Raw genomic sequence first — 25,826 nt, 5'->3', positions numbered from 1 at the left:
GATCGAACACTCCGCCGCCATGGACGACAGCCACTCCTCCCCCGCCCGCGCCATGCCCGGCCGCCCGCCCGGCATCCGCACCGACGAGGCCGGGCTCACCGAGCGCCAGCGCCGGGTGATCGAGGTCATCCGGGATTCCGTGCAGCGCCGCGGCTACCCGCCGTCCATGCGCGAGATCGGCCAGGCCGTCGGCCTGTCCAGCACCTCCTCGGTCGCCCACCAGCTGATGGCCCTGGAGCGCAAGGGCTTCCTCCGCCGGGACCCGCACCGTCCGCGCGCCTACGAGGTCCGTGGCGTCGAGGTGGCCCGCCCGAACACCGCCGAGACGGCCGGCCGCCCGTCCACCTCCTACGTCCCGCTGGTCGGCCGGATCGCCGCCGGCGGGCCGATCCTGGCCGAGCAGACGGTCGAGGACGTCTTCCCGCTGCCCCGCCAGCTGGTCGGCGAGGGTGAGCTGTTCGCGCTCACCGTGCGCGGCGACTCGATGATCGAGGCGGCCATCTGCGACGGCGACTGGGTCACCGTGCGCCGCCAGCCGGTCGCCGAGAACGGCGACATCGTCGCCGCGATGATCGACGGCGAGGCCACCGTCAAGCGGCTCAAGCGCGAGGACGGCCGGATCTGGCTCATGCCGCACAACTCCGCGTACGAGCCGATCAACGGCGACAACGCGACCATCCTGGGCAAGGTCGTCGCGGTCCTGCGCCGCCTCTGACGTACGGCGCGCACCGCCACAGACCACCGCACCCGGGCCGCCGTACCCCGGGCCGCCGTACCCGGGGCCGCCGTACACGGGAGAGGGGCTCCACCGCGACCACGGGGAGCCCCTCCGGCGTCGTGTACCGCGGCGGGGCCCTCAGCCCCGCTTCACCACCGGCCGCACCGGCGCCGCCGAGGCGTCGATCGCCGCCAGCGAGCGGCGCACCTGGTTGCGGTCCGTGGTGTACCAGAACTCCGGCATCGAGGACCGGAAGAAGCCCCCGTACCGCTTGGTCTCCACCCGCGGGTCCAGCACCGCGACCACGCCCCGGTCGTCGGCCGCGCGCACCAACCGGCCCGCTCCCTGCGCCATCAGCAGTGCCGCGTGCGTCGCCGCGACGGCCATGAAGCCGTTCCCGCCGCGCTGTTCGACGTCCTTCTGGCGGGCGCTCATCAGCGGGTCGTCCGGCCGGGGGAACGGGATCCGGTCCATCACCACCAGCTGGCAGGCCGAGCCGGGCACGTCCACGCCCTGCCAGAGCGAGAGCGTGCCGAACAGGCAGGTGGTCGCGTCCGAGGCGAACTCCCGGATCAACTCGCCCAGGGTGTCCTCGCCCTGGAGCAGGACGCGGTTGTCCAGTCGCTCGCGCATCGCCTCGGCGGCCGTCTGGGCGCCGCGCATCGAGGAGAACAGGCCCAGCGTCCGCCCGCCGGCCGCGCCGATCAGTTCGGCCAACTCGTCCAGCATGTCCGGCCGTTCCGGGTCCCGCCCGGGGTCGGCCAGGTGCTTGGCGACGTACAGGATGCCCTGCTTGGGGTACTTGAACGGCGAGCCGACGTCGATCCCGCGCCAGTGCGGGACGGCGTCCTCCCCGAAGCCCGGCTCGGGGTTGTCCCCGTCGGTGCGGACGTCCGGCAGCCGCGTCTCGGACGGCAGGCCGACCGAGGCGGCGACACCGTTGAAGTCCCCGCCGAGCTTGAGCGTGGCCGAGGTGAGGACGACCGAGCGCTCCTTGTACAGGCCCTCGCGCAGCAGCCCGGAGACGCTCAGCGGGGCGACCCGCAGCGAGGCGGTGCCCAGCCCGTAGCGGTCGCTGCGCTCGATCCAGACCACGTCGTACTCGGAGTCCTCCAACAGCCGCTCGGCCGTCTCGTGCAGCGCCTCGGCCGAGGCCATCGCCTGCTTGCGGACGGCGTCCTCGTCGCTGAGCCCCTTGTCCCTGGTCTCGCCGAGCGAGGTGATCACCTGCCGGGAGGCGTCCCGGATCGCGGTGACCGCGTACGCCAGGTACTCGGGCAGTTCCTCGACCCGCCCGGGCTGGGCGGTCTCCATCAGGCCGTGGTAGTTCTCGGCGGCGGCCTGGAGCGCGTCGACGGCCTTCTCGTTGGCCAGCCGCGCGGCCCGCTTCACCGCCCGGTTGACCGCGCCGACGGTCAGCTCGGCGGTGGCCGCGCCGGTGACCCGGTTGACCAGCTCGTGCGCCTCGTCCACGATCAGCAGCCCGTGCTCGGGCAGCACCGGCGCGCCCTCGATCGCGTCGATCGCGAGCATCGCGTGGTTGGTGACCACGACGTCCGCCAGCTTGGCCCGCTCCCGCGCCTTCTCCGCGAAGCACTCCTGCCCGTATGGGCAGCGGGTGGCGCCCAGGCACTCCTTGGAGGTGACCGACAGCTGGGCCCAGGCCTTGTCGGAGACGCCGGGGCTGAGGTCGTCGCGGTCCCCGGTGTCGGTCTCGTCGGCCCAGTCGCGCAGCCGCAGCACGTCCTGCCCGAGCTTCCCGGTGGGCCCGCCGAGCGCGTCCACCGGGTCGAACAGGCCCTCGCCCTCGTCGCTCGGCGTGCCCTCGTTGGCCCGGTGCAGGCACAGGTAGTTGGAGCGGCCCTTGAGCATCGCGAACAGCGGGCGGCGGCGCAGCACCGGGTGCAGCGCGTCGACGGTGCGCGGCAAGTCCCGCTCCACCAGCTGGCGTTGCAGCGCCAGGGTGGCGGTGGCGACCACCACGCGGTCGCCGTGGGCGAGCGCGGGCACCAGGTAGGCCAGGGACTTCCCGGTGCCGGTGCCGGCCTGGACGAGCAGGTGCTCGCCGTGGTCGACGGCATCGGCGACGGCCTCGGCCATCCGGACCTGACCGGGGCGCTCCACACCGCCGACGGCCGCCACCGCGGCGTGCAGCAGTTCGGGGATCCGCGAGCGCGGGACGGCTACGGCTTCCTCGGCCTCGTCGCCGAGGTCCGCCGCCCGCTGGGATTCGGAGTCGTGGGATTCGGAGTCGTTCGTCATGACCCTCCCACCCTACGGGGCGGGGGTGACAATCCGGTTCCGTTGCCCGGGCAGTCGCACGTCCACGGCGACCAGCGCGTTGGGCACGGTCCCGTACCGGGCGGCGTGCGGGCGGTGCGGGCGGTCCTGGTAGCCGTCCAGCAGCAGCCGGTTGCGGTTGAGGCAGAGCCGGTCGATCCGGGGGCGGAACAGGTCGAACAGCTCGAAGCGCTCGCTCAGCTCGGGGAAGCGGTCCTGGTAGCGCAGCACCTCGGCGCGCAGCAGCGCCCAGAACTCGGTCTCGGGCAGTCCGGTCTGCGCCTCCAGGAGCGGGGCGAGGTAGCGGAAGACGCCGATGAACAGCCCGGAGTGGATGAACTGGCAGAGCCCCTGCGGGCTCTCCCGCAGCAGGACCTCGGCCACCTCGGCGGGCAGGCCGTGGAGTTCGGGCAGGCCCTGGGCGCTGAGGTTGACGTCGTCCACGAAGTCCTTGACCGCGAGCCGGGCGGGCGCCTCGGAGGAGTCGAAGACCACGATGGCGTTCTCGCCGTGCGGGGAGAAGACCAGCCCGTAGCGGTAGAGGAAGTGCAGCAGCGGCGGCATCATCGAGGCGAACAGCCGGGCGGTCCACTCGGCGGGGGCGAGGCCGGAGCGGTCGATCAGCTCGGCGGCGAGCGCCCGCCCGTCGGAACCGGTCTGCAGCAGCGCGGCCAGGGTGCGGGCCCGCTCGCCCTCGGCCAGGAAGGGCCCGAGCGGCTGGCGCCAGATCGCTCCGAGCAGTTCCTTGTACTGGTACGGCGCCTCGGGCAGCTCGCGGTAGAGCGGGTGGTCGACGGTGACGGAGGCGATCTCGCCGAGCAGGATCACCCGGCACTCGTCGCGCAGGTACGGGTCGGCGTCGCGCACTCCGAGCAGCCAGGCGGTGACGGTGGGCGCGGCCAGCGTGCGCTCGACCGGCAGGCCGCGCCAGACCAGGGTGTTGAGGATGGACAGCGGCAGCTTGACCGTGCAGCGCTCGGGGTGGGCGGTGTTGAAGAAGGAGCGGATGGACTGCTGGGGCAGCCGTGGGTCCCCGTCCGAGGGCAGCGGGACGATCTCGCCGGAGGCGATCCAGGGCGCGAACAGCGGCAGGATCGTCTCGTCCCACTGCCAGGGGTGGACGGGCAGCAGCAGGTAGTCCTCGGCGTCCGGGCCGAGCGCGGCGCGCAGCGCGTCCACGTCGTCCAGCTCGCGGGCGTACAGCTGCTCGGGCCGCTCGAGTCCGGGCACGCCGCGGTACTCGGCGAGCCGGCGGTGGACGGCGATCCAGGGCAGCGGGCGGGGGCTGCGGGCCTCGGGGGCCCAGCGGGCGGCGTCGGCGGAGGAGAAGCCGATCCGGCCCTTGTTGGGGACGATCCAGGGGTGGCCGGTCTGCCGGCCCTCCAGGGCGGTGTGGTCGAGGTCGGCGAGTTCGGCGGCGGTCAGCGCGGTGGCGAGCTGGCGGGCGTCGGCGGTCAGGGTGGCGGAGAGCTCGCGGATCAGGTGGCCGGTGGTCTCGCCGCGCATGCCGAGGGTCTGCCGGGCGTACGGGAGGAAGCGCAGCGGGTCCAGGCCGTCGGGGCGGGAGCAGCGGACGGACTCGGGGTCGACCTGCCAGCTGTCGTAGGCGCCGCGCCGGGCGGTGAAGCGGTACTCGGCCTCGGGCAGCTCCAGCCGGTACTCGCCGGGCGCGTCCCCGGGGACGGGCCGGAGCAGCTCCTCGTAGGCGAACTCGCCCAGCATCTTGGCCAGCAGGGCGCGGCCGGCCCGCTGCCAGTGCCCAGCGGTGAGGTGCGGGGGCAGGTGGAGCGGCGGTTCAGCGGCCGACGGTTGCGGCACGGGTCAACTCCTGGGGGCGGGGGACGACGGTGGTCTGGTCGAAGGTCGCGGACGCGGCGGCCGTGACGGGCGGCGCGAAGCCGGTCCAGGCGGTGCGGCCGGGCAGCCGGTGGACGGTGCGCCCGGTGACGGCGTTGAGGATCACGGCGGCCCGGTGGGCGCCGAGTCCGAGGTCGGGGGTGCCGACGCCGTGGGTGTGCAGTTCGGCGTTCTGGACGTACAGCCCGCCGGTGAGTTCGGGCCGAGTGGCGACCCGGTGGTCCAGGTCGACCCGGTAGCGCCCGGCCTCGTCCCAGTCGATCAGTTCGGCGAGCGGTTCGAGGGCGGCCGGGCGGGCCGCCCGGTAGCCGGTGGCGAGCACCACGGCGTCGGTGCGCAGCAGGTGTTCGGCGCCGGAGTCGGTGTGCCGGCAGTGCAGTTCGAGGCCGCCGCAGGGGCCGGGGCGGGCGGCGGTGACGGCGGTGCCGGGGGTGATCTCGACCTGGGCGGTGTCGATCGGGCGGCCGATGGTGCGCTCGTAGAGGTGGTCGTGGATCTCGGCGAGGGTCTCGGCGCTGGCGGCCTTGTGCAGCTGCCACTGGGCGGCGACCAGCGCGTCCCTGACGGGTGCGGGCAGGCCGTGGAAGTAGCGGGTGTAGTCGGGGGTGAAGTGTTCCAGGCCGAGCTTGGAGTACTCCATGGGGGCGAGCGCCCTGGTGCGGGTGAGCCAGCGCAGCCGGACGCCGTCGCCCTCGTGGTGCCGGAGCAGGTCGAGGAAGACCTCGGCGCCGGACTGTCCGCTGCCGACCACGGTGATGTCCCGGGTGCCGGCCAGGTCGGCGCGGCGGTCCAGGTACTCGGCGGAGTGGAAGGCCCGGGGGTGGCCGGCCAGCGCGGCGAAGGCCTCGGGCAGGACCGGCCGGGTGCCGACGCCGAGGGCGAGGTTGCGGGCCCTGGCCTCGGAGCGCCGGCCGGTGGCGGTGTCGGTCAGCTCGACGCGGTACCAGGGGGCGTCCCAGCGCAGGGCGGTGACCTCGGTGCCGAAGCGGCAGTTGGCGAGCCGCTCGGCGGCCCAGCGGCAGTAGTGGTCGTACTCGCGGCGCGGCAGCTGGAAGCGCTCGGCGAAGTAGAACGGGAACAGCCGGTCCTGGTCGCGCAGGTAGTTGAGGAAGGACCACGGGCTGGTCGGGTCGACCAGGGAGACCAGGTCGGCGAGGAACGGCACCTGCATCCGGGCTCCGTCCACCAGCATCCCGTGGTGCCAGCGGAACTCCGGGCGCTGGTCGCAGAAGAGCGTGCGCAGGCCGGGGACGGGCTCGGCGAGTGCGGCGAGCGAGAGGTTGAACGGACCGATGCCGACGCCGAGCAGGTCGTACGGAGGGGGTGTCGTGGTGTCCACAGGGTTGTCCTAGGCGGGGAGTTGGGCCTGCGCGACGGGCCCGTCGGCCCGGTCGCGGACCATCAGGGCGGCGCGCTTGTCGGGCAGGTCGAGTTCGGCGACGGCCCGGAATCCGGCTCGTTCGAAGGCCCGGACGGACCGCCGGTTGCGGACGTCCGGCTCGGCCACCACCCGTTCGCAGCGCGGGTTCCGGAGCAGAATCAATTCTGCGAGGGCGGCCAGGAGGACGGCGCCGAGCCCGCGGCCACGGCTGGCGGCGGGACCGAGCAGCAGGTGCACGCCGGTGTCGTGCGGCCGGGCCGGGTAGTGCGCGGCGAGCGGGTCGAGGTCGGCGCGGTAGACCTCCCAGTAGCTCAGCGGCTCGCCGTCGAGCAGGCCGAGGCACGGGGTGCTGCGGCCGTCGCCGTCCAGCTGGGCCCGGACGTGCCGTTCGGTGACCTCCGGCGGCCCGGCGAGTTCCCAGAAGGCGTCGACCTCGGGGTCGTTCATCCACCCGGCGAGCAGTGCCAGGTCGGCGGGCAGCCGGACCGGGCCGAGCCGGAACTCGCCGGCCGGGGTGGGGACGGAGCCCCACCCGGGCGGGTCGCAGAGCATCAGGCGCCCGCCACCGGGTTGGGGATGTCCACGTACACGGACTGGCTGGCGACCGGGCCGACCAGCTCGTCCATGCCGTTGATCCGGGTGAGCAGGTTGGCCTTGCAGGGCAGAGTGGGCGCGTCCAGCAGCAGCGCGGGCAGCGCCGAGCCGGTGGCGGCGACCCGCGGGCCGGTCAGGAACCGGCGCAGCGCGGCCAGCAGCACCGTCTCGTCGGCGAGCCGCTGGGAGCCGAAGGCGCCGATCAGGCCGAGCACGTGGTTGATGCCGAGGTAGTAGGCGAAGTGGTGGTCGATCACCTCGTCCGGCAGGAAGGTGTCGCTGTCCGTGCCGAGCCCGGGCAGCCGGGCGGCGAGCCTGGCGGTGGCGCTCTCCCGGTAGTAGTAGCCCTGGTTGTCGCGGTAGCGGCCACCGCGCGGCCAGCCCGCGGCGTCCAGCAGCACGAGGCTGTTCTGCTGGTGCGCCTCCAGGGCGATGCCGCCCCGCCCGTCCAGCCAGAGGATGGGCAGCACGACCGCGTCCAGGTAGCGCAGGAACCATTCGGCGGCGACGGTCGGCAGCGGGCGGGCGAAGCGGGCGGCGAGCGCCCGCAGGGTGTCGCCGAGCCGGGAGGGCACGGTGTCGCCGGTGCCCAGCGGCTGTTCGGCGACCAGTCCGGCGACGCACAGCGCGCGCTCGGTGGGCGCGAAGGGCTGGGCGCGCAGCACGGTGTCCAGGCCGCCCGGGTCGCCGAGGTCGGGGTGGTCGACGCCGATCCAGGCCGGGTCGCGGACGATGTCGAAGCCGGGGTGGGCGGCCCGCCACTCGGCGGCCAGTCCGCTCTCCAGCAGCCGGTGCATCTCCAGGCCGCGGTGGAGTTCCTTGCGCAGGTTCTCCCGGCGGGAGTTGGTGATCCGCAGGCCGAGCGAGAGCTTGAGCATCCACGGGGTGCCGGGCCGGTAGACGGTGCGCACCGAGGAGGTGGGGTACCAGGGCTCGCCGGCCGGGCCGAGGTCGTGCAGCAGCCCGTCGGCGAGCAGTGCGGCGACGGCCGGGCGGTGGGCGAGTTCGCGGGCCTGCCAGGGGTGCAGCGGGACGGCGGCGGTGCCGGGCGGCAGCGCCGCGCCGCCGTCGAGGAGGCCGGCGGTGAGCTGTTCGGCGCTCTCGGCGACGGCGGAGCCGGCCGCGAGCAGCTCGCGGTCCACGGCGTACCAGTGCAGTTGGAAGGAGCCGTGCAGTTCGGGCGAGTAGGCGGCGCTCTGGGCGGGGCCGAGGCCGTCACGGCTCTTCGGCGTGGGGTGCAGCGGGTGGCCGAGCAGCAGGGACTGCTCGGCGGCGAGGAAGCGGGAGCGCTCGGGGCCGCCGGGGGTGGCGGCGGTGCGGCGGTGGGCGAGGATCTCGGCGGTGCGCACGACCGAGTCGGCGACCCTGGCGGCCAGGTCGGCGACCTGCCCGGGGTCGGGCCGTTCGGCGGCCGCGGCGGCGAGCAGCGCGGCGGTGGTGACGGCGTCCACCGGGGCTTCGGAGACGTCGCCCGCCGCGGTGGCCTCCCCGACCGCGAGGGTGGCGGGCCCGAAGCGGTGCCAGCCGCCGGGCGACCAGTAGCGGACGGGGGCGGTGAGCCGGGCGGCCCCGCCGAGGACGGCGATCCGCAGCCGGCCGTCCGGTCCGGGCCGGGCTCCGGTCTCGCGCGTCCAGCAGCGCAGCAGGGCCTCCAGTCCCGCCTGTTCGGCGGCGACGGCCGGGTCGGGGTGCAGCAGCAGGTCGTGCTCGGGGTCCGCCCGTTCCACAGCGGGCGGCGGTACGGGCGGGGCTCCGGTGAGGGCGGCGGTGCTCAAGGCTGCTCCTTGGGGCGCGTGGGGGTGCGGACGCGCACTGTGGTGGAGGGGATCGGCGGGCACCCGCACCGTCGCGTCAGGTAAGGGTTACCTATCCATGACGGGTGATCACAAGGACGGCTCACTCGTCCGGGTGAGAATCGGCGATTGTCCACCTCCGGGGCCGATCGCCCTGCTGGGCCGGTGCGCCGGCCGAGCCCGGGTCACGGATCGGTGACCTCCGGCCCGCGGCGCAACCCGGGGGGCGGGCACCGCCGTCCTCGTCTGCGATGGAAGACTCCAGGACGGCGGAGCGCCGCACCGCGAACCGGCCGGGCCCGTACCGCTCCGGTCCCAAGCCGCCGGCCCGGCACCGTCAGGGGGCCCGGCACCGCCCGGCACCCGGCACCGATCGAACGAGCACAGGGGGAAGCGCACAGATGCCCACGATCCACCGGTCAGCCCTGGCCGCCGCCCTGGCCGCGGGCACCCTGCTCGCCGTGACCGCCTGCGGGCCGGACGGCCCGGCGGGCGGCGGCGGGACCGCCGCCGCGGCACCGCCCTCCTCCTCCACGGCCCCGGCCGCGGGCTCGGGCGGGGTGATCGGCGGGATCACCCTCCCGTCCGGGATCCCGACCAGCCTGCTGGAGGGGCTGCCCAGGAGCTGGGACGACCTGAAGAAGTGGAAGTACGAGGACTGGGACAAGTGGGCGTCCAAGCACGTCTTCAACAACCCGGTGGTGAAGGACTTCTGGGACCCGGACAAGATGGGCGACTCCAAGCCCGCCGACCCGGCGCCGCCCGCCGCCAAGCCCGCCCCGGCCACGCCCGCGCCGGCCACCGACGACGGCGTGACCGACCCCGAGCCCGCGCTGGTCAAGGCCGTGGCGATGCCCCGCCCGTACACGAAGCAGCCCTCCGGCAAGGTGTTCTTCTCCGCCCAGGGCGGCCGCGGCAACTGCTCGGCGACGGTGATCGCCGACCCGCAGCACCCGGGCAAGAGCAACCTGGTCTGGACGGCCGGCCACTGCGTGCACGAGGGCAAGGGCGGGAACTTCTACAAGGACCTGGTCTTCGTGCCCGCCTACAACAACTCGGGTGCCTCCAGCGGCGGCAAGCGCGCCCCGCTGTCCGAGCTGGCCCCGCTCGGCACCTGGTGGGCCGACCAGGTCACCACCTCGCCGCAGTGGATGGTCGAGGGCGGCGGCAGCGGCGACGCCGCCAACCAGTACGACTTCGCGGTCATGCGCGTGCACAACCAGAACGACACCGGCAAGTCCCTGGAGGAGACGGTCGGTTCGGCCGTCCCGGTCTGGTTCGACGCCCCGCGCGACCAGCTCAAGGTCGCGGCCGTCGGCTACCCGCTGATGAAGCCGTTCGACGGCCAGGAGCTGTACAGGTGCGAAGGCGGCAAGCCCACCCGGCTCTCCTTCGACGCCAAGCGCCCGACCATGCTGACCATCGGCTGCAACATGACCCAGGGCGCCAGCGGCGGCGGCTGGTTCGCCACCATGCCGGACGGCAGGACCGCCCTGGTCAGCAACACCTCGATCGGCACCCAGGAGCACACCTCGCTGAGCGGCCCGTACCTGGAGGCGGTCGCCCGGCAGGCGCTGGACTGGATCTCCAAGAAGTGACCGGCCACCCGGGACGCGGCAGCGGCCGCCACCGGGGGCGGTGACGGAACCACCAGCACAGCACGGGGGACGAGCCAGCATGCCGAGAACCACCAGCCGCGGGCGCCGGGCCGCGACGGCCGGCGCCGCGCTGCTCGCCGCGCTCGCGCTGGGCGCGGCCGGGTGCGGCCCGGACGGCCCCGCCCGGCCCCCCACCGCGCCACTCGCCCTGCCGCGGTCCGCGCCCACCAGCACCGGCGACCTGAGCGGCTGGAAGGTGGAGGACTGGGCCCGCTACGTCGCGGACAGCGCCTTCGCCGACGATCCGGCGCCCCGCCCCTGGACGGCGGCCCGGATGGACGCCGCCAGGCCCCGGCCCACCCCGGAGCACTCCCTGACCGCCCCCGCCGCGCCCGGCGTCGAGCGGGACGCCCCGCCCGCCGCCGTCCCGGCCGCGCCGCAGCCGCACCCGTACGGCCCGGCCGGCTCGGTGGTCGGCCGGCTCTTCATGACCACGCCGCAGGGTGACGCGGCCTGTTCCGCCACCGTGGTCTCCGACCCGGTCAACCCCGGCCGCAGCAACCTCGTGTACACCGCGGCGCACTGCCTGCACGACGGCAAGGGCGGCGGCTGGCTGCGGAACCTGGTCTTCGTGCCGGGCTACAACCGGGACGGCCTGCTGGTCCACGGCAAGCCGAACCCCGACCAGCGGGCCGCCCCGTACGGCCGGTGGACGGCGGTGCGCGCGCTGGTCTCGCCGACCTGGCTCCAGGAGGGCGGCGTCGGCGCCCGCCACCAGTACGACTACGGCGTCCTGCGGGTGAGCGGCGAGGACGGCTCCGGCAGGTCCCTGGAAGAGGCGGTCGGCGGGGCGGTGCCGATCTGGTTCAACGCCCCGCGCGAGCAGATCACCGCGGCCGCCGCCTACGGCTATCCGGCCGAGCGGCCGTTCGACGGGCTGGAGCTCGCGCACTGCGACTCCCCGGCCGCACCCGGGCGGCTGTCCTTCGACCGGACCCGGCCGCCGATGTACGTGATCGGCTGCACCATGACGGCCGGCGCCGCCGGCGGCGGCTGGTTCGTCACCAGGGACGGCAAGCCCAACCTGATCAGCGTCGGCGCGGTCGGCGACCGCAACCCGGCCGGCTACCAGGCCGGCCCCTCCCTGCAGGACCAGGCGAAGCAGGCCTTCGACTACTTCGCCAAGAACGTCAGGTGACCCGGCCCGCCCGGGCACGCGCGGGGCCCCGGGACGAACACCGTCCCGGGGCCCCGCGTACGCTCCGGCGTCAGCCCTGCAGGGCCACCGCGAAGTACTCCAGCTCGGCGGCCAGCTCGGCCGGCACCTTGGCGTGCAGCAGGGTGCCCTCGCCGGTGTGCTCGGTGGAGAGCAGCTCCCCCTCGGCGTGCACCCGGGAGACCAGCGCGCCCTGGGTGTAGGGCACCAGGGCCCGCACCTCGACCGCCGGACGCGGCAGCTCGTCGTCGATCAGCTGCAGCAGCTCATCGATGCCCGCGCCGCTGCGGGCCGACACCACGATGGCGTGCGGCTCGCGGCGCAGCAGCCGCTGGAGCACGTGCGGATCGGCGGCGTCCGCCTTGTTGATCACCACGATCTCCGGCACGTTCTGCGCGTCGACCGAGACGATGACCTCGCGGACGGCGGCCAGCTGCGTCTCCGGCTCGGGGTGCGAGCCGTCCACCACGTGCAGGATGAGGTCCGCGTCGGCGACCTCCTCCATGGTCGAGCGGAAGGCCTCGACCAGGTGGTGCGGCAGGTGCCGGACGAAGCCGACGGTGTCGGCCAGGGTGTAGAGCCGCCCGCTCGGGGTCTCGGCCCGGCGCACGGTCGGGTCCAGGGTGGCGAACAGCGCGTTCTCCACCAGCACGCCCGCGCCGGTGAGCCGGTTGAGCAGGGAGGACTTGCCGGCGTTGGTGTACCCGGCGATGGCCACGGACGGCACCTGGTGGCGCTTGCGCTCCTGGCGCTTGGTGTCGCGGCCCTTCTTCATGTCGGCGATCTCCTTGCGGAGCTTCGCCATCTTCTCGCGGATCCGGCGCCGGTCGGTCTCGATCTTGGTCTCACCGGGACCACGGGTGGCCATACCGCCGCCCGAGGTGCCGGAGCCACCGCCACCCATCTGCCGGGACAGCGACTGACCCCAGCCTCGCAGCCGCGGCAGCATGTACTGCATCTGCGCGAGCGAGACCTGCGCCTTGCCCTCCCGGGACTTGGCGTGCTGGGCGAAGATGTCCAGGATCAGGGCCGTGCGGTCGACGACCTTGACCTTGACCACGTCCTCCAGGTGGATCAGCTGCCCGGGGGTGAGCTCACCGTCGCAGACCACGGTGTCGGCGCCGCTGGCGGCGACGATGTCCCGCAGCTCCTTCGCCTTGCCGGAGCCGATGTAGGTGGCCGCGTCGGGCTTGTCACGGCGCTGGATGACGCCGTCCAGCACCTGGGAGCCGGCCGTCTCGGCGAGCGCGGCGAGCTCGGCCATCGAGTTCTCCGCCTCCTCCAGCGTGCCGTCCGTCCAGACGCCGACGAGCACCACGCGCTCCAGGCGGAGCTGGCGGTACTCGACCTCGGTGACGTCTTCGAGTTCGGTGGAGAGGCCGACGACCCGGCGCAGGGCGGCTCGCTCGCTGCGGTCGTACTGGTCGCCGTCGTAGTGGTGGCCGAGGTCCTCGTCGATGGCCGCGAGGTCCTCGTCCATGAGGGCTTCCGCCCGCAGACCGTCGAGGCGGCGCGGAGCGTCGGCGTGGTCGCGGGTGTCGAACGTGGAGGTCATTCTGTCCTTTGGCTCGCTGGTACGGGTGGCCTTCGGGGGCCGCGGTGGCGGTCCCGTACGGAGTCTGCCCAGCTGCCGCCCCGGCTACCGTCCGGGCGGGGTGAGCTACCCCTCAGGTCCGCGGACGCGAACCCGGGCTCCTGTGCCCGGAGAACGCCGTGGACCGGCCGTGAATTCCCCATGATGGTCGCACGCCCGGCGCGGGCCGGTCATCCCCATTTCCCCCGCGCCACCGGGCCGGGGGCGCGCCCCGGGGGCCGCTCCCCCGGTTCCCGGGCGCCCTCCGGGGCGTGCGGGCGGCTCACGTCGTACACCCCGGACACCTTGAGCATCGCCCGCATCAGCCCCGGCAGCGCGGCCGGCTCGGGCAGTTCGACGGTGTAGGTGTGCCGGACCCTGGACTCCTGCGGCGGCTCGACCTCGGCCGAGACGATGCCGACGCCCGCGCCGGAGATCGCCGCGGTGAGGTCGGCGAGCAGCCGGGGCCGGTTCAGCGCCTCGGCCCGCAGGGTCGCCCGGTGTCCGGCCGCCGGCGCGCCCTCCGGGCACCAGCGGACCTCCAGCTCGACCCGCCCGTCCGCGCGCATCCGCTCCCCCGCCGGACAGCCGGTGCGGTGCACCGCGACCGCCGCTCCGCCGCGGATCGGGTAGCCGGCCACCTCGTCCGGCGGCACCGGGGTGCAGCAGCGGGCCAGCCGGACCGAAGCCCCGGGCCGGCCGGCCACCGCGACCGGGGCGCCCGGCCGCCGGGTGGCGGGGCGCCCGGGCGGGGCGGGCTGGCCGCCGGCCGGGCCGGTGCGGACCACCGGCTGCCGGGCCGGGTGGCCGGCCAGCCAGCGCTCGATGGCCAGCCGGGCGGCCGGGGTGCGGGCGTGCGCCAGCCACTCGGGGGCGGGGCCGGAGGGCTGCCCGCCGCCGGCCGGGAGGGTCTCGGTGAGCACCGCGATCTGGTCGCCGTCCTCCAGCACGGTGGAGAGCGCGGTGAGCCGCCCGTTGACCCGCGCGCCGATGCACCGGTGGCCGGTCTCCTCGCCGAGCAGGTAGGCCGCGTCCACGCAGGTGGCGCCCGCCCTCAGCTGAAGCGTTTCGCCGCCCTCCGTCACCACGGTGATCTCGCGGTCGCCGGCCAGGTCGGCGGTGAGCGTGGACCAGAAGGCGTCCGGGTCGGGCGTCTCCTGCTGCCACTCCAGCAGCCGGCTGAGCCAGCCCGGGCGGGCCGGGTCGGTGCGGTCCAGCTCGTCGGTGTCCTGCACGGCGCCGGCCGGGGACGGGTCCCCGAGCGCGACCACCCCGGTCTCGGCCACCTCGTGCATCCGCCGGGTGCGGACCAGCACCTCGACCACCGCGCCGCCGCTGAGCGCCACGGCGGTGTGCAGCGACTGGTAGAGGTTGAACTTGGGCGCGGCCACGAAGTCCTTGAACTCCCCGGGCAGCGGCGTCCAGCAGGTGTGCAGCTCGCCGAGCACCGCGTAGCAGTCGGCGTTCTCCTCGACCACCACCAGCAGCCGCCCGAAGTCGGCCGGACGCGGCCCCTGCGGCCGGCCGTCCGGGCCGGGCACGGCGGCCCGCCGGAGCAGCACCCGGTGCAGCGAGACGCAGTGCCGGGGCCGTACGGTCACCTCGGCGGACACCCCGGCCTCGGCCAGCTGGCGGGCCAGCCGGCGGGCGAAGGGCTCCAGCAGGGTGTCCGGCTCGGACTCGTGACCGGCCATCAGGGCGCGGGTGCGGGCGTGCTCCTCGGGGTGCAGGGTGGCGAAGACGATGTCCTCCAGCTCCGCCTTGAGCACCTGGATGCCGAGCCGCTCGGCCAGCGGGATCAGCACGTCCCGGGTGACCTTGGCGATCCGCACCTGGCTGGCCGGCTTCATGTGCCGGATGGTGCGCATGTTGTGCAGCCGGTCGGCCAGCTTGATCACCATCACCCGGACGTCGTCCCCGGTGGCGACCAGCATCTTGCGGAAGGTCTCGGCCTCGGCGGCGGCGCCGAAGTCGACCTTCTCCAGCTTCGTCACCCCGTCGACCAGGTAGGCGACTTCGGGCCCGAACCCGGCACCGACCTGGTCCAGCGTCAACTCGGTGTCCTCGACCGTGTCGTGGAGCAGCGAGGCGACCAAGGTGGTCGTCCCGGCGCCGAGTTGGGCCAGGATCATGGTGACGGCCAGCGGGTGGGTGATGTACGGCTCGCCACTCTTGCGCTTCTGGCCGCGGTGGCTGGCCTCGGCGAGCCGGTACGCCCGGGCGAGCAGGCCGAGGTCGGCCTGCGGATGGTGCCGGCGGTGCACCCGCACGAGCGGCTCCAGGGCGTCCGGCACGGGTGGCCGGCCGGTGGCGAGCAGTGCCGCCCGCCCGGCCCGGCCGAGGGCGGCCAGGCCGAGCTCTCCGAGGGGCCTCCTGGCCCCGGCCGGCCGTACGGTCGTCGGCTGCCCCGTCAGGGGCTGCCCGGCTGCTTCGATGGTCATCGGCACCTCCGGCAACGGTCGCCGGGCGCCGCCCCGCGCGAGGGGGGTGATCTCGACACCCCTCCCCATGGGGTGATCGACCCGGTGGTCCATGCTACCGAGCAGAGCACGTTCCGCGACGCCCTGATTCCCGTCCGCGACCGGTATCACCCGATCGGGGGGATTCGTCACCGCACGAATTGGGCAAACCGGGCCTCGGGCCCGGCAGACCTCAGCGCACCGACTCCCACCAGCGCCCGTCCAGGCGCCCCTCGGCCACGATCACCGCCGGCCCGGCCATCTCCACCCGGCCGTCCGGGTGCTCGGTGATGACCAGTCGGCCGCCCAGCACGTCCACGGTGTACGAGACCGCCTGGCCGGTGACGGCCGGGTCGGCGCCGTCCCGGCGGATGGCGGCCACCGCCACCGCGCAGGCGCCGGTGCCGCAGGAGCGGGTCTCGCCCGAGCCGCGCTCGTGCACCCGCATCGCGACGTGCCGCGGCCCGCGGTCCACCACGAACTCGACGTTGACGCCCTCCGGGTAGGCGTCGGCGGGGCTGGTGAGCGGCGCGTCGAACAGGTCGCCGGCGTGGTCCAGGCTCTCCACGAAGGCCACCGCGTGGGGGTTGCCCATGTTGACGTTCAGGGCCGGCCAGCGCCGCTCTCCGACCGCGACCTCGATGCCGTCGGGGCCGGGCAGCCGGGCCCGGCCCATGTCGATGGTGACGTCGCCGGGCGTGCCGTCCTCGGCGGCCCCGGCGACCTTCGCGGTGAGCACCCCGGAGCGGGTGGCGACGGCCAGCTCGCCCGGCTCGGCCAGGCCGGCCTCGACCAGGAAGCGGGCGAAGACCCGCAGGCCGTTGCCGCACATCTCGGCGATGCTGCCGTCCGAGTTGCGGTAGTCCATGAACCACTCGGCCCGGTCGGCCATCCCCGCGGCGGCCGGGTCGGCGGCGGCGCGCACCACGCGCAGCAGCCCGTCCCCGCCGACACCGGCCCGCCGGTCGCACAGCGCGGCGACGGTCTCGGGACCGATCTCCAGCGCGCCGTCCGGGTCCGGGACGATGACGAAGTCGTTCTGGGTGCCGTGCCCCTTGAAGAAGGGGATGCCGACCTGCTGGGGAGAGGATGCGCTCACCCCTCCGATGGTACTGAGCGGCGAACCACCCGCTCGCCCCGGGCGTTCCCGGACCGGCGCCACCCCGGACGCTCCCGGACCGGCGCCGCCGGTGGACGCTCCCGGACCGGCGCCACCGGTGGGCGCTCAGCGCAGGTACGCGACCCGCCAGACCGCGAGCGCGCAGGCGGCCACCGCGATCAGGGTGTAGACCACGATGGCCTTCCAGCCGGCCCGCTGCCCGGAGCCCCGGCGCGGCAGCCCCGGCCACTTGTAGCCGGCGTGCCGGGCGGCCATCGCGCCCCAGCCCATCGAGGCGGCGGTGAGCAGCAGCCCGAGCATCCCGACCATGGTGGCGCGCGCCCCGGCCGAGCCGAAGGCGAGCGGGAAGGCGAACATCAGCGAGCCGAGGGTGCCCAGCAGCGCGATCGGCAGGGTCTGCCACCAGCGCAGCCGGCGCAGCGGGCGGATCTCCCGCTCGTGCACCGCGCCGCCGGGCGGGGTGCGGGTGTCCAGGGCGGGCACCGCGGCCGCGTAGGAGGTCGGCGCCTCCAGGCCGGTCAGCACGGGGAGGTCGCCCATCGTCGACTCGTCGAACTCCTCGGCCGGTGCGGTGACGCTTCCGCTCTGGCCGGAATCGGGGCCGGTACCCGTCGACACACGGCCTCCCCTGACAGTTCGACACGAGCGGACTCGCGGCCGGGCACGGTCGGCCCGTTCGGCCGACCCCTACGGCATCGATGATGGCATGTCCAGAGGGGCGTTCCCGGCCTGACCGGGGTCGACGGGTGATCCGTGGCCATCACGTGATCGGGCCGTGACCGCCGGTTCGTCCTGCACGGTCCCCTGCGCGCGCAGGTGCACCGCCGGATTGGCCGGAAACCCTTCCTACGCGGCCGGAACTCCCTGACGGCCGATCAGTTCGAGGGACAGTTCCAGCAGCTCGACGGGGTCGGTGCCGGCCGGTCGGGAGAGCCAGTTGATCCGGTCGTCGCGGCGGAACCAGGACTCCTGACGGCGGGCGAAGCGCTTGGTGGCCCGGACGGTCTCGGCCCGGGCCTCGTCCTCGGTGCACTCGCCGGCGAAGTGGTCGAGCACCTGCTGGTAGCCGAGCGCCCGGGAGGCGGTCCGCCCCTCCCGCAGCCCGGCCTTCTCCAGCTCCCGCACCTCGTCCAGCAGCCCGGCCTCCCACATCCGGTCGACCCGCAGGGCGATCCGCTCGTCCAGCTCGGGGCGCGGCACGGCGACGCCGATCTGCACCGCCTGGTAGACGGCGGTGTTGCTCGGCAGGTTGGCGGTGAACGGCTGCCCGGTGATCTCGATGACCTCCAGGGCCCGGACGATCCGCCGGCCGTTGCCGGTGAGGATCGCCTCGGCGGCCGCCGGGTCCAGCTCGGCGAGCCGCCGGTGCAGCTCGTACGGGCCGGACTGCTCCAGCTCGGCCTCCAGCCGGGCCCGCACCGCCGGGTCGGTGCCCGGGAACTCCATCTCGTCGATCGCCGCCCGGACGTACAGCCCGGAGCCGCCGACCAGGACGGGCGTGCGGCCGGCGGCGAGCAGCCGGTCGATCTCGGCCCGGGCCAGCCGCTGGTACTCGGCGACGCTGGCGGCCTCGGTGACGTCCCAGATGTCCAGCAGGTGGTGCGGCACTCCCCCGCGCTCGGCCGTGGTGAGCTTGGCGGTGCCGATGTCCATGCCCCGGTACAGCTGCATCGAGTCGGTGTTGATCACCTCGCCGTCGAGACTGCGGGCGATGGCGACGGCCAGGTCGGACTTGCCGGCGGCGGTCGCGCCGACAACCGAGACGACATGCGGGGTACTGGAGCTGCTCACCGCTCCAGTCTCCCAAAACCGCCGGGTGACCGGAGACCGGGCTGCCACCCGCCTGCGGCTGCGCGACGATATGACTGTTTCCCGGACATTTTCCGGCCGTTTCCCCGGTTGAGCCGGTTTTGCGAACGCTTTGCCGGGCCCGGACGTTCTCCGGGAAACAGCGGACGAAGGAGACGCCATGGGCCTGATGGACAACCTCAAGGGCAAGGCCGAGGAACTCAAGGACAAGGCCAGCGAGTTCGCGGGCAAGCACAGCGACCAGATCGAGAAGGCCGTGGACAAGGCCGGCGGCGCGATCGACAAGGCGACCAAGGGCAAGTACAGCGACAAGATCGAGCACGGCGCGGACAAGGCCAAGGGCGCGGTCGGCGACTTCGCCCACAAGCCGAAGCCGGGCGGCGCGGAGCAGCCCCCGCAGTCCTGACCGGCAGTCCTGACCGACAGTCCCGACCCGGCCGTTCCCGCCTCGCGGCCTGCCCCCGTCCCGGTCGGCTAGGACCAGGACGCCACGAAGTACCCGACCCCGTACGGCGCGTCCTGGTAGCCCAGCCGCCCGGTGAGGCCGGCGCCCTCCGCGGCGCCGGCCAGCACCTGCCAGGGCGCCCGGCCGTCGGCCTTGAGTTCGGCGGCCAGGCCGGGGTCCAGGGCGGCCAGGGCGGGCAGGTCGGCCGTGCCCAGGGCGGCGGCCAGGGCGGTGTCGAAGTCCTCGGCCCGCTCGTCCAGGTAGCCGGGCGCCTTCACCGAACGGCAGGCGCTGCCGTCGCCGAGCACCAGCAGGGCGACCCGGTCGGCGAGGCCGGCCAGGCCCTGGCCGAGGCCGAGCATCCGGTCGGCGGGGGCGTCCGCGGGCACCGCGCAGGCGTGCGTCGGCAGGCTCACCCCGGCGCGCTCCAGGAGCCAGGCGCCGACGGTCAGCGAGGGCGCCAGCTCCGGCCCCTCGACCCGCTCGCCGGGCAGCTTGGCGACCAGCGGCACGCCGTAGCGGTGGAAGGAGCCGGCCCCGCCCTCGGTCCACACCTCGGCCGCCGGCCCGGTGCCGACCACCACGACCAGCTGCGGGGCGGCCTCGACCAGCGCGGCCAGCGCCTCGTCGCAGGCCGCGCGCAGGCCGTCCAGCTCGGGCGCGGCCCCGGCGGCGACCTCGGGGACGAGCAGCGGCGGACAGGGACACACGGCGGCGGCTACCAGCATGCGGATCACTCTAGCCGGGAAGCCGAACGGCCCGGCCGGAGCTGGGGAGCTCCGGCCGGGCCGCCGTACGGACCGTGGCGTCAGTCGCCGCAGCAGGCCCCGCCCGCCGGCGCGGCGAGCGGCAGCTCGGCCGGGGCGCCGATCTTCGGCAGGCCCAGCATCACGCCGGCCGGCTTGGCGGCGGCCGCGGTCTGGCGCTTCTCCCAGGCGTCGCCGGCCCGGGTGCGGCGCACCGCGAGTGCCGGGCCCTCGGCGAGCAGGTGGTGCGGGGCGGCGTAGGTGATCTCGACGGTCACCATGTCGCCGGGACGCACCGGCTCCTCCGGCTTCGCGCTGTGCTCGTCGTTCAACCCTCGAAGACTCGGGTTGAAGTGCACCAGCCGGTTGTCGGGCGCGCGCCCGGAGAGCCGCCGGGTCTGGTCGTCCTTCTTGCCCTCGCCCTCGGCGACCAGGATCTCCAGGGTGCGTCCGACCTGCTTCTTGTTCTCCTCCCAGGAGATCTCCTCCTGGAGGGCGATCAGCCGGTCGTAGCGGGCCTGCACGACCTCCTTCGGCACCTGGTCCTCCATCTCCGCGGCGGGGGTGCCGGGGCGCTTGGAGTACTGGAAGGTGAAGGCGTTGGTGAAGCGGGCCTCGCGGACGACGTGCATCGTCTCCTCGAAGTCCTCCTCGGTCTCGCCGGGGAAGCCCACGATGATGTCGGTGGAGATCGCCGCGTCCGGCATCGCCTCGCGGACCTTGCGGATGATCCCGAGGAAGCGCTCCTGCCGGTAGGAGCGGCGCATCGCCTTGAGGACGCGGTCCGATCCCGACTGCAGCGGCATGTGCAGCTGGTGCATCACGTTCGGGGTCTCGGCCATCGCGGCGATCACGTCGTCGGTGAAGTCGCGCGGGTGCGGCGAGGTGAAGCGGATCCGCTCCAGGCCCTCGATCTGGCCGGCGGCGCGCAGCAGCTTGGAGAAGGCCTCGCGGTCGCCCAGGTCGGAGCCGTACGCGTTGACGTTCTGGCCGAGCAGGGTCACCTCGATGACGCCCTCGTCCACCAGCGCCTCGATCTCGGCGAGGACGTCGCCGGGGCGGCGGTCCTCCTCCTTGCCGCGCAGCGCGGGGACGATGCAGAAGGTGCAGGTGTTGTTGCAGCCGACCGAGATGGCGACCCAGGCGGCGTACGCGGACTCGCGGCGGGTCGGCAGCGTGGAGGGGAAGGTCTCCAGCGACTCCAGGATCTCGACCTGGGCCCTGCGCTCGACCGCGGCCCGCTCCAGCAGCGCCGGCAGGTGGCCGATGTTGTGGGTGCCGAAGACCACGTCGACCCAGGGGGCGCGCTTGACGATGGTCTCGCGGTCCTTCTGCGCCAGGCAGCCGCCGACGGCGATCTGCATGCCCTTGTGGCGGGTCTTGACCGGCGCGAGCTGGCCGAGGTTGCCGTACAGCTTGTTGTCGGCGTTCTCGCGCACCGCGCAGGTGTTGAACACCACCAGGTCCGGGTCGCCCTCGGGCCCGGCCTTGACGTAGCCCGCGTCCTCCAGCAGGCCGGACAGCCGCTCGGAGTCGTGGACGTTCATCTGACAGCCGTGCGTGACGACCTTGTAGCTCTTCAATCCGCTCTCACCGCTCACCAGACCAGGGTACGGGCAGCGGCGAAGCGCTTTTCCCGGAGCTTCCACCCCCCGTTCCACTCCCGTTCGGCCGGAGCGCCTGGCAGTATCCCTGCATGGCCCACTCCACCCCGTCCCGTCTCGGCGCCGCCGTCCGCGCCGCGGCCCGCAGCCCGTTGTGGCGGACGGTGCTGGTGCTGGTACTGCTGGTCGCCGGGTTCGGCGGCTGGTGGCTGTCGGCGGGCCGCTCGCCCGGGTACCCGCGCGGCGAGGTCCGCTTCGCCACCGGGGTGCAGCGCGGCGTCTACGACCGGTACGGGCAGCTGCTCCAGGCGCACGTCTCCCGGGCGATGCCGGGCGTACGGCTGGCGCTGGACAACTCCGAGGGCTCGGTGGACAACCTCACCCGGGTGATCGACGGCCGGGACACCTTCGCGATAGCCACCGCCGACGCGGTCGCCGACTACCAGCGCCCCGGCAAGGAGAAGCTGCGGGCGATCGCCCGGCTGTACGACGACTACCTGCAGCTGATCGTCCCGGCCTCCTCGCCGGTGCGCCGCACCGCCGACCTCAAGGGCCTGCGGGTCGGCGTCGGCCTGCCGCAGTCCGGGGTGAACCTGGTGACCAAGCGGCTGCTGGCCACCGCGGGACTGGACCCGGACCACGACATCGTCCCGGTGCCGAAGGGGATCGGCGAGGCCGCCGACGACCTGCGCGCGGGCAGGCTGGACGCCTTCTTCTGGTCCGGCGGCCTGCCCACCAGCGCGCTCACCGACCTCTCCGACCGCTTCCCGATCCGGCTCGTGCCGCTGAGCGACCTCTCCGAGGCCCTGCACAACGCCGAGGGCGGCGGCACCGACGCCTACCGGGCGGCCACCATGCCCAAGGGCACCTACCCGAACGCCGAGCCCAAGGACGCCGTCGCCACGGTGGCCGTGCCCAACCTGCTGATCACCCGGGACGACGCGGACCCGGGTCTGGTCGAGGGCGTGACCCGCGCGGTGATCGACAGCCGGGACCAGATCGGCGCCCAGGTGCACGCCGCCCAGCTGGTCGACCTGCGCACCGCCGTCTACACCGACCCGCTGCCGCTGCACACCGGCGCGGCGCGCTACTACCGCTCGGTGAAGCCGTAGGGGCCGCCCACACGGCTCCGGCCCGCACCTCTCCGGCCGCGGCGGCTTCGGCCCCCTCCGGCCCGCACCGCTCCGGCCCGCACCGCTCCGGCCGCGGCTACTCCGGCCGCGGCACCGCCAGCGTCACCGCCAGCCCGGTCGGCGTGACCGGCGCGAAGCCGAGCGAGCCGCCGCCGGCCGCCAGCAGGGTGCGGGCGATGGACAGCCCGAGCCCCGACCCGTCCACGTTCTGGTGCCGCGGGCTGCGCCAGAACCGGTCCCCGGCCCGGGACAGCTCGTCCTCGGTGAGGCCGGGCCCGGCGTCGGTGACGGTCACCGCGACCTCGTCCCGGCGAACCGCGACCCGCAGCCGCACCTCGCTGCCGGCCGGGCTGAACTTGAGCGCGTTGTCCAGCACGGCGTCCAGGGCCGAGCCGAAGCCGATCGGGTCGGCCATCCCGATCGCCCGCGCCGGGCCCTCCCAGCGCAGCCCGATCCCGCACTGCTCCGCCGTCGGCCGCCAGGCGTCCACCCGGGCCAGGGTGAGCTCGGCGAGGTCGGTGCGCTCCGGTTCGGGGCGGGCGTGCTCGGCGGTGGCCAGTCCGAGCAGGTCGTCCAGCACCCGGGCCAGCCGGGCGCCCTCCTCCCGTACGCCGCTGAGCTCCTCCTCGTGGCCCTCGGGCAGTTCCAGGCCGAGCAGCTCGACCCGCAGCAGCAGCGCCGACAGCGGGTTGCGCAGCTGGTGCGAGGCGTCCGCGACGAAGGCCTTCTGCTGGTCCATGGCGAGCACCACGTGGTCCGCCATCTCGTTGAACGAGCGGGCCAGCCGCTGGAGTTCGGGCGGTCCGCCGCCGGGGGCGACCCGGGCGGCCATCCGGCCGGTGGCGATGTCGTGGGTGGCCCGGTCCAGGGTGCGCACCGGGCGCAGCACCCACTCGGTGAGCCGGACGGCGAGCAGCACGGCGACGATCATCGCGGCGGCCTCGCCGCCGCCGATCACCAGCCACTGGTGCAGCACCCGGGTGCGCAGCGCCTCGGTCGGGGACTCGCTCAGCACCACCGCGACCACGTCGCCGTCGCGCACCACCGGGGCGGCGACGGTGACCGTCCGGTCCGGCGTCCAGGGCCAGACCTGCGGCGGGTTGTGGCTGCGCCGCCCGTCCAGCGCCTCCTGGAAGGCCTGGGCGCCCCAGCCGCCGACGGGCACCCGCCAGTCCTTCGGGGCGGCGGCGATCGGCTGGCCGTCGCGCTGGAAGATGCCCAGGCGCACGCCGTACAGGTCGTGGTAGCGGCGGACCTCGGCCTCGATGGCGCGCTTGCGGCTGAGGTCGCCCGGGGCGGGTTCCGGGTCGCCCTTGCGGGCGGAGTCGGCGGCGCCGGAGGTGGGCAGGTCCTGGGCGAGGCGGGCCGCGTCGTCGAGCCGGTCGACGACCACCTTGGTCTGCTCGGCCGCCGCGACCGCCGCCGCGAGCGGCAGCCCCAGGGCGGCCAGGACGCAGAGCATGAGGGCGATCAGGATGCCGAGCAGGCGGGTGCGCACGTGCGGTCAGTGCTCCGCGGGTGCGGGCGAGGCGGGTTCGGGCGCGGGGGCCGTCGGACGGTCGGGGATCAGCCGGTAGCCGACCCCGCGCACGGCCTCGACCAGGCCTGGCAGCGCCAGCTTGTTGCGCAGCGAGCCGATGTGCACCTCCAGGGTGCGCCCGTTGCCCTCCCAGCCGCTGCGCCAGACCTCGCTGAAGATCTGCTCGCGCCGGTAGACCACGCCCGGGCTCTGGGCGAGCAGCGCGAGCAGGTCGAACTCCTTGCGGGTGAGCGGCACGTCGCGGCCGTCCACGCTGACCCGCCTGCGCTCCCGGTCGATCCGGATGCCGCGGGACTCCAGCGGGCCGCGCTGCTGGGGCACGGTGTCGGTCGTGGGCGCAGGCACCGCGGCGGGGGCGGCGCCGCGGCGGGCCACGGCGTGGATGCGGGCGAGCAGTTCGCCCATGTCGTACGGCTTGGTGACGTAGTCGTCGGCGCCCAGGTTGAGGCCGTGGATCCGGGAGCGGACGTCGGCGCGGGCGGTGACCATGATCACCGGAACGCCGCTGCCCGCCCTGATCCGGCTGCACACCTCGAAGCCGTCGCGGTCGGGCAGCCCGAGGTCGAGCAGCACCACGCGGTACGGCTCGTTGCCGTCCGGCACCAGGGCGTCCAGCGCCTCGTGCCCGCTGCGGGCGTGCCGGACCTGGAAGCCGTGCCGGCCCAGCACCGCGACCAGCGCGGCGGCCACGCGTTCGTCGTCCTCGACGAGCAGCAGTCGCATCCTGTTCTCCTCCTTCCCCCACGTGATCACCCGTGATCACCGGGCCGATCGTTCAGGTCCCGGTCCTGCGCAGTATGGGCCAGTGAACGGCCCGACGCCAGGCTCGACCGCGCACCGGGCACGTGCGGAACGGGGAGCACCGGAACGGATTCCCGCTGTGACATGCCCCGTCGGCGTCCGCACGAACAGCAGGTGGGCGCCGTGTGGCCGTTTCGTGATCCTCAAGTTCCGCTCAGATCGGCTGACGGCGCGCGGCCGTGGCTCCTAAGGTCGGCCCACCGGGGGCTGCGGCTCCGCCGGCCGCGGCCCCCGGATTTCGTACCACCATTGCCTCCCAAGGGAGTTGAGACTTCTCGGGCAGGCGTGATTCGACGACAGAGGGAGCAGGCGCGATGACCGAGAGCCCGGTCGAGGACTCCACCCCCGCAGCCGCCCCACTGGTCGTGCTGAGCAACGTCAACAAGCACTACGGCGCGCTGCACGTGCTGCAGGACATCGACCTGCGGATCGGCCAGGGCGAGGTGGTCGTGCTGATCGGCCCGTCCGGCTCGGGCAAGTCGACGCTCTGCCGGACGATCAACCGGCTGGAGACGATCGACTCCGGCACGATCACCATCGACGGCCGCCCGCTGCCGGACGAGGGCAGGGAACTGGCCCGGCTGCGCGCCGAGGTCGGCATGGTGTTCCAGAGCTTCAACCTGTTCGCGCACAAGACCGTGCTGGAGAACGTGGTCATCGGCCAGGTGAAGGTGCGCAAGGTGCCCCGCCCGCAGGCCGAGAAGACCGCCCGGGAGCTGCTGCAGCGGGTCGGCGTCGGCGCGCAGGCGGACAAGTACCCGGCCCAGCTCTCCGGCGGCCAGCAGCAGCGCGTGGCGATCGCCCGGGCACTGGCGATGAAGCCCAAGGTGATGCTCTTCGACGAGCCCACCTCGGCGCTGGACCCGGAGATGGTCAACGAGGTGCTGGAGGTCATGCGCCAGCTGGCCGCGGACGGCATGACGATGGTCGTGGTCACCCACGAGATGGGCTTCGCCCGCTCCGCCGCCAACCGCGTGCTGTTCATGGCCGACGGCAGGATCGTCGAGCAGAACACCCCGGACGCCTTCTTCACCGCGCCGCGCTCCGACCGCGCCAAGGACTTCCTCTCGAAGATCCTCCACCACTGACGCTTCGAGACCAGCGGGGCGCCTCCGGCATCGGCGCCGGAGGCCCTGCCCCGTGCCCGCCTTCCAGACGC

At 74.4% G+C, this 25,826-nt stretch carries 20 protein-coding genes; 6 read left to right on the top strand and 14 right to left on the bottom strand.

All coding sequences use genetic code 11. The annotated features are described in order from the left end of the window. Positions 1–19 precede the first annotated feature (19 nt). Positions 20–715 (top strand): transcriptional repressor LexA, encoded by a 696-nt coding sequence (gene lexA / locus ACZ5OX_RS32820; protein WP_449791116.1) that lies wholly within the window; start codon positions 20–22, stop codon positions 713–715. A gap of 141 nt (positions 716–856) precedes the next feature. Here the strand turns inward: lexA and ACZ5OX_RS32815 are convergent, their stop codons facing one another. The 5 genes from ACZ5OX_RS32815 to ACZ5OX_RS32795 are packed head-to-tail and all read right to left on the bottom strand — an operon-like array spanning position 857 to position 8,605. Further along, a complete protein-coding gene (locus tag ACZ5OX_RS32815; protein WP_392883655.1) occupies positions 857–2,980 on the bottom strand; it encodes an ATP-dependent DNA helicase in 2,124 nt (707 codons plus the stop codon). A gap of 12 nt (positions 2,981–2,992) precedes the next feature. Continuing rightward, positions 2,993–4,816 (bottom strand): IucA/IucC family protein, encoded by a 1,824-nt coding sequence (locus ACZ5OX_RS32810; RefSeq protein ID WP_392883654.1) that lies wholly within the window; start codon positions 4,814–4,816, stop codon positions 2,993–2,995. Beyond that, the gene (locus ACZ5OX_RS32805; protein WP_465635094.1) at positions 4,794–6,194 is read right to left on the bottom strand and encodes a lysine N(6)-hydroxylase/L-ornithine N(5)-oxygenase family protein; all 1,401 of its coding nucleotides are present in this window, start codon (positions 6,192–6,194) and stop codon (positions 4,794–4,796) included. The genes ACZ5OX_RS32810 and ACZ5OX_RS32805 overlap by 23 nt, the downstream gene beginning before the upstream one ends. Before the next feature lie 9 nt (positions 6,195–6,203). Continuing rightward, complete coding sequence (locus ACZ5OX_RS32800) at positions 6,204–6,896, bottom strand: GNAT family N-acetyltransferase (protein ID WP_392924353.1); 693 nt, start codon at positions 6,894–6,896, stop codon at positions 6,204–6,206. Then, positions 6,788–8,605, bottom strand: coding sequence for an IucA/IucC family protein (locus tag ACZ5OX_RS32795; RefSeq protein ID WP_465635092.1), 1,818 nt, complete (start codon positions 8,603–8,605; stop codon positions 6,788–6,790). Before ACZ5OX_RS32795 ends, ACZ5OX_RS32800 begins: the two co-directional genes overlap by 109 nt. A 419-nt stretch (positions 8,606–9,024) precedes the next feature. Between ACZ5OX_RS32795 and ACZ5OX_RS32790 the strand changes: the two genes are divergently transcribed. Together ACZ5OX_RS32790 and ACZ5OX_RS32785 are read left to right on the top strand one after the other, a co-directional pair. Beyond that, positions 9,025–10,221 carry a trypsin-like serine peptidase gene (locus tag ACZ5OX_RS32790; RefSeq protein WP_465635090.1) on the top strand — a complete coding sequence of 399 codons (1,197 nt, stop codon included), beginning with the start codon at positions 9,025–9,027 and terminating at the stop codon, positions 10,219–10,221. 79 nt (positions 10,222–10,300) lie between these two features. Further along, positions 10,301–11,419, top strand: coding sequence for a trypsin-like serine peptidase (locus tag ACZ5OX_RS32785; RefSeq protein WP_465635088.1), 1,119 nt, complete (start codon positions 10,301–10,303; stop codon positions 11,417–11,419). Positions 11,420–11,489: 70 nt separating this feature from the next. Here ACZ5OX_RS32785 and hflX read toward each other — a convergent pair whose 3' ends face one another. The 5 genes from hflX to miaA form a co-directional block, all read right to left on the bottom strand. Further along, the gene (hflX, locus tag ACZ5OX_RS32780) at positions 11,490–12,992 is read right to left on the bottom strand and encodes a GTPase HflX (protein WP_465635086.1); all 1,503 of its coding nucleotides are present in this window, start codon (positions 12,990–12,992) and stop codon (positions 11,490–11,492) included. Positions 12,993–13,201: 209 nt separating this feature from the next. Beyond that, positions 13,202–15,451, bottom strand: coding sequence for a RelA/SpoT family protein (locus ACZ5OX_RS32775; RefSeq protein WP_465635084.1), 2,250 nt, complete (start codon positions 15,449–15,451; stop codon positions 13,202–13,204). 211 nt (positions 15,452–15,662) lie between these two features. Continuing rightward, positions 15,663–16,568, bottom strand: a complete 906-nt coding sequence (gene dapF / locus ACZ5OX_RS32770) for a diaminopimelate epimerase (RefSeq protein ID WP_465635083.1) — start codon at positions 16,566–16,568, stop codon at positions 15,663–15,665. A 126-nt stretch (positions 16,569–16,694) separates the two neighbouring features. Next, on the bottom strand, positions 16,695–17,207 hold the full coding sequence (locus ACZ5OX_RS32765) for a hypothetical protein (RefSeq protein ID WP_392883641.1): 513 nt from the start codon (positions 17,205–17,207) through the stop codon (positions 16,695–16,697). Positions 17,208–17,435: 228 nt separating this feature from the next. Further along, a complete protein-coding gene (gene miaA / locus ACZ5OX_RS32760; RefSeq protein WP_465635080.1) occupies positions 17,436–18,380 on the bottom strand; it encodes a tRNA (adenosine(37)-N6)-dimethylallyltransferase MiaA in 945 nt (314 codons plus the stop codon). A gap of 178 nt (positions 18,381–18,558) precedes the next feature. Here miaA and ACZ5OX_RS32755 point away from each other — a divergent pair, with 178 nt between their 5' ends. Next, entirely contained in the window at positions 18,559–18,804 is a 246-nt protein-coding gene (locus ACZ5OX_RS32755) for an antitoxin (protein WP_449791077.1), read from the top strand. 68 nt (positions 18,805–18,872) lie between these two features. Here ACZ5OX_RS32755 and ACZ5OX_RS32750 read toward each other — a convergent pair whose 3' ends face one another. Together ACZ5OX_RS32750 and miaB are read right to left on the bottom strand one after the other, a co-directional pair. Then, positions 18,873–19,571 carry a class III extradiol dioxygenase subunit B-like domain-containing protein gene (locus ACZ5OX_RS32750; RefSeq protein WP_449809569.1) on the bottom strand — a complete coding sequence of 233 codons (699 nt, stop codon included), beginning with the start codon at positions 19,569–19,571 and terminating at the stop codon, positions 18,873–18,875. Positions 19,572–19,651: 80 nt separating this feature from the next. Next, the gene (gene miaB / locus ACZ5OX_RS32745) at positions 19,652–21,190 is read right to left on the bottom strand and encodes a tRNA (N6-isopentenyl adenosine(37)-C2)-methylthiotransferase MiaB (protein ID WP_465635077.1); all 1,539 of its coding nucleotides are present in this window, start codon (positions 21,188–21,190) and stop codon (positions 19,652–19,654) included. 95 nt (positions 21,191–21,285) lie between these two features. Here miaB and ACZ5OX_RS32740 point away from each other — a divergent pair, with 95 nt between their 5' ends. Beyond that, complete coding sequence (locus tag ACZ5OX_RS32740) at positions 21,286–22,305, top strand: TAXI family TRAP transporter solute-binding subunit (protein WP_465635076.1); 1,020 nt, start codon at positions 21,286–21,288, stop codon at positions 22,303–22,305. A 97-nt stretch (positions 22,306–22,402) separates the two neighbouring features. Here ACZ5OX_RS32740 and ACZ5OX_RS32735 read toward each other — a convergent pair whose 3' ends face one another. Further along, positions 22,403–23,824 (bottom strand): sensor histidine kinase, encoded by a 1,422-nt coding sequence (locus ACZ5OX_RS32735; protein WP_465635074.1) that lies wholly within the window; start codon positions 23,822–23,824, stop codon positions 22,403–22,405. A gap of 6 nt (positions 23,825–23,830) precedes the next feature. Beyond that, a complete protein-coding gene (locus ACZ5OX_RS32730; protein ID WP_465635072.1) occupies positions 23,831–24,589 on the bottom strand; it encodes a response regulator transcription factor in 759 nt (252 codons plus the stop codon). Between the two features lie 392 nt (positions 24,590–24,981). On the opposite strand from ACZ5OX_RS32730, the gene ACZ5OX_RS32725 reads away from it, so the two are divergent. After that, on the top strand, positions 24,982–25,755 hold the full coding sequence (locus tag ACZ5OX_RS32725; protein ID WP_402411541.1) for an amino acid ABC transporter ATP-binding protein: 774 nt from the start codon (positions 24,982–24,984) through the stop codon (positions 25,753–25,755). Positions 25,756–25,826 lie beyond the last annotated feature (71 nt).

Source organism: Kitasatospora sp. NPDC032121, from assembly GCF_055580145.1.
The sequence above is the reverse complement of the archived record's forward strand: the minus strand, read 5'-3'. Positions and strand labels throughout refer to the sequence as shown.

Excerpts from the sequence above, each read along its gene's own strand:
- lexA (WP_449791116.1), top strand. The coding sequence starts at position 20 with ATGGACGACAGCCACTCCTCCCCCGCCCGCGCCATGCCCGGCCGCCCG.
- ACZ5OX_RS32815 (WP_392883655.1), bottom strand. The coding sequence starts at position 2,980 with ATGACGAACGACTCCGAATCCCACGACTCCGAATCCCAGCGGGCGGCG.
- ACZ5OX_RS32790 (WP_465635090.1), top strand. The coding sequence starts at position 9,025 with ATGCCCACGATCCACCGGTCAGCCCTGGCCGCCGCCCTGGCCGCGGGC.
- ACZ5OX_RS32785 (WP_465635088.1), top strand. The coding sequence starts at position 10,301 with ATGCCGAGAACCACCAGCCGCGGGCGCCGGGCCGCGACGGCCGGCGCC.
- hflX (WP_465635086.1), bottom strand. The coding sequence starts at position 12,992 with ATGACCTCCACGTTCGACACCCGCGACCACGCCGACGCTCCGCGCCGC.
- ACZ5OX_RS32775 (WP_465635084.1), bottom strand. The coding sequence starts at position 15,451 with ATGACCATCGAAGCAGCCGGGCAGCCCCTGACGGGGCAGCCGACGACC.
- ACZ5OX_RS32755 (WP_449791077.1), top strand. The coding sequence starts at position 18,559 with ATGGGCCTGATGGACAACCTCAAGGGCAAGGCCGAGGAACTCAAGGAC.
- ACZ5OX_RS32750 (WP_449809569.1), bottom strand. The coding sequence starts at position 19,571 with ATGCTGGTAGCCGCCGCCGTGTGTCCCTGTCCGCCGCTGCTCGTCCCC.
- ACZ5OX_RS32740 (WP_465635076.1), top strand. The coding sequence starts at position 21,286 with ATGGCCCACTCCACCCCGTCCCGTCTCGGCGCCGCCGTCCGCGCCGCG.
- ACZ5OX_RS32730 (WP_465635072.1), bottom strand. The coding sequence starts at position 24,589 with ATGCGACTGCTGCTCGTCGAGGACGACGAACGCGTGGCCGCCGCGCTG.
- ACZ5OX_RS32725 (WP_402411541.1), top strand. The coding sequence starts at position 24,982 with ATGACCGAGAGCCCGGTCGAGGACTCCACCCCCGCAGCCGCCCCACTG.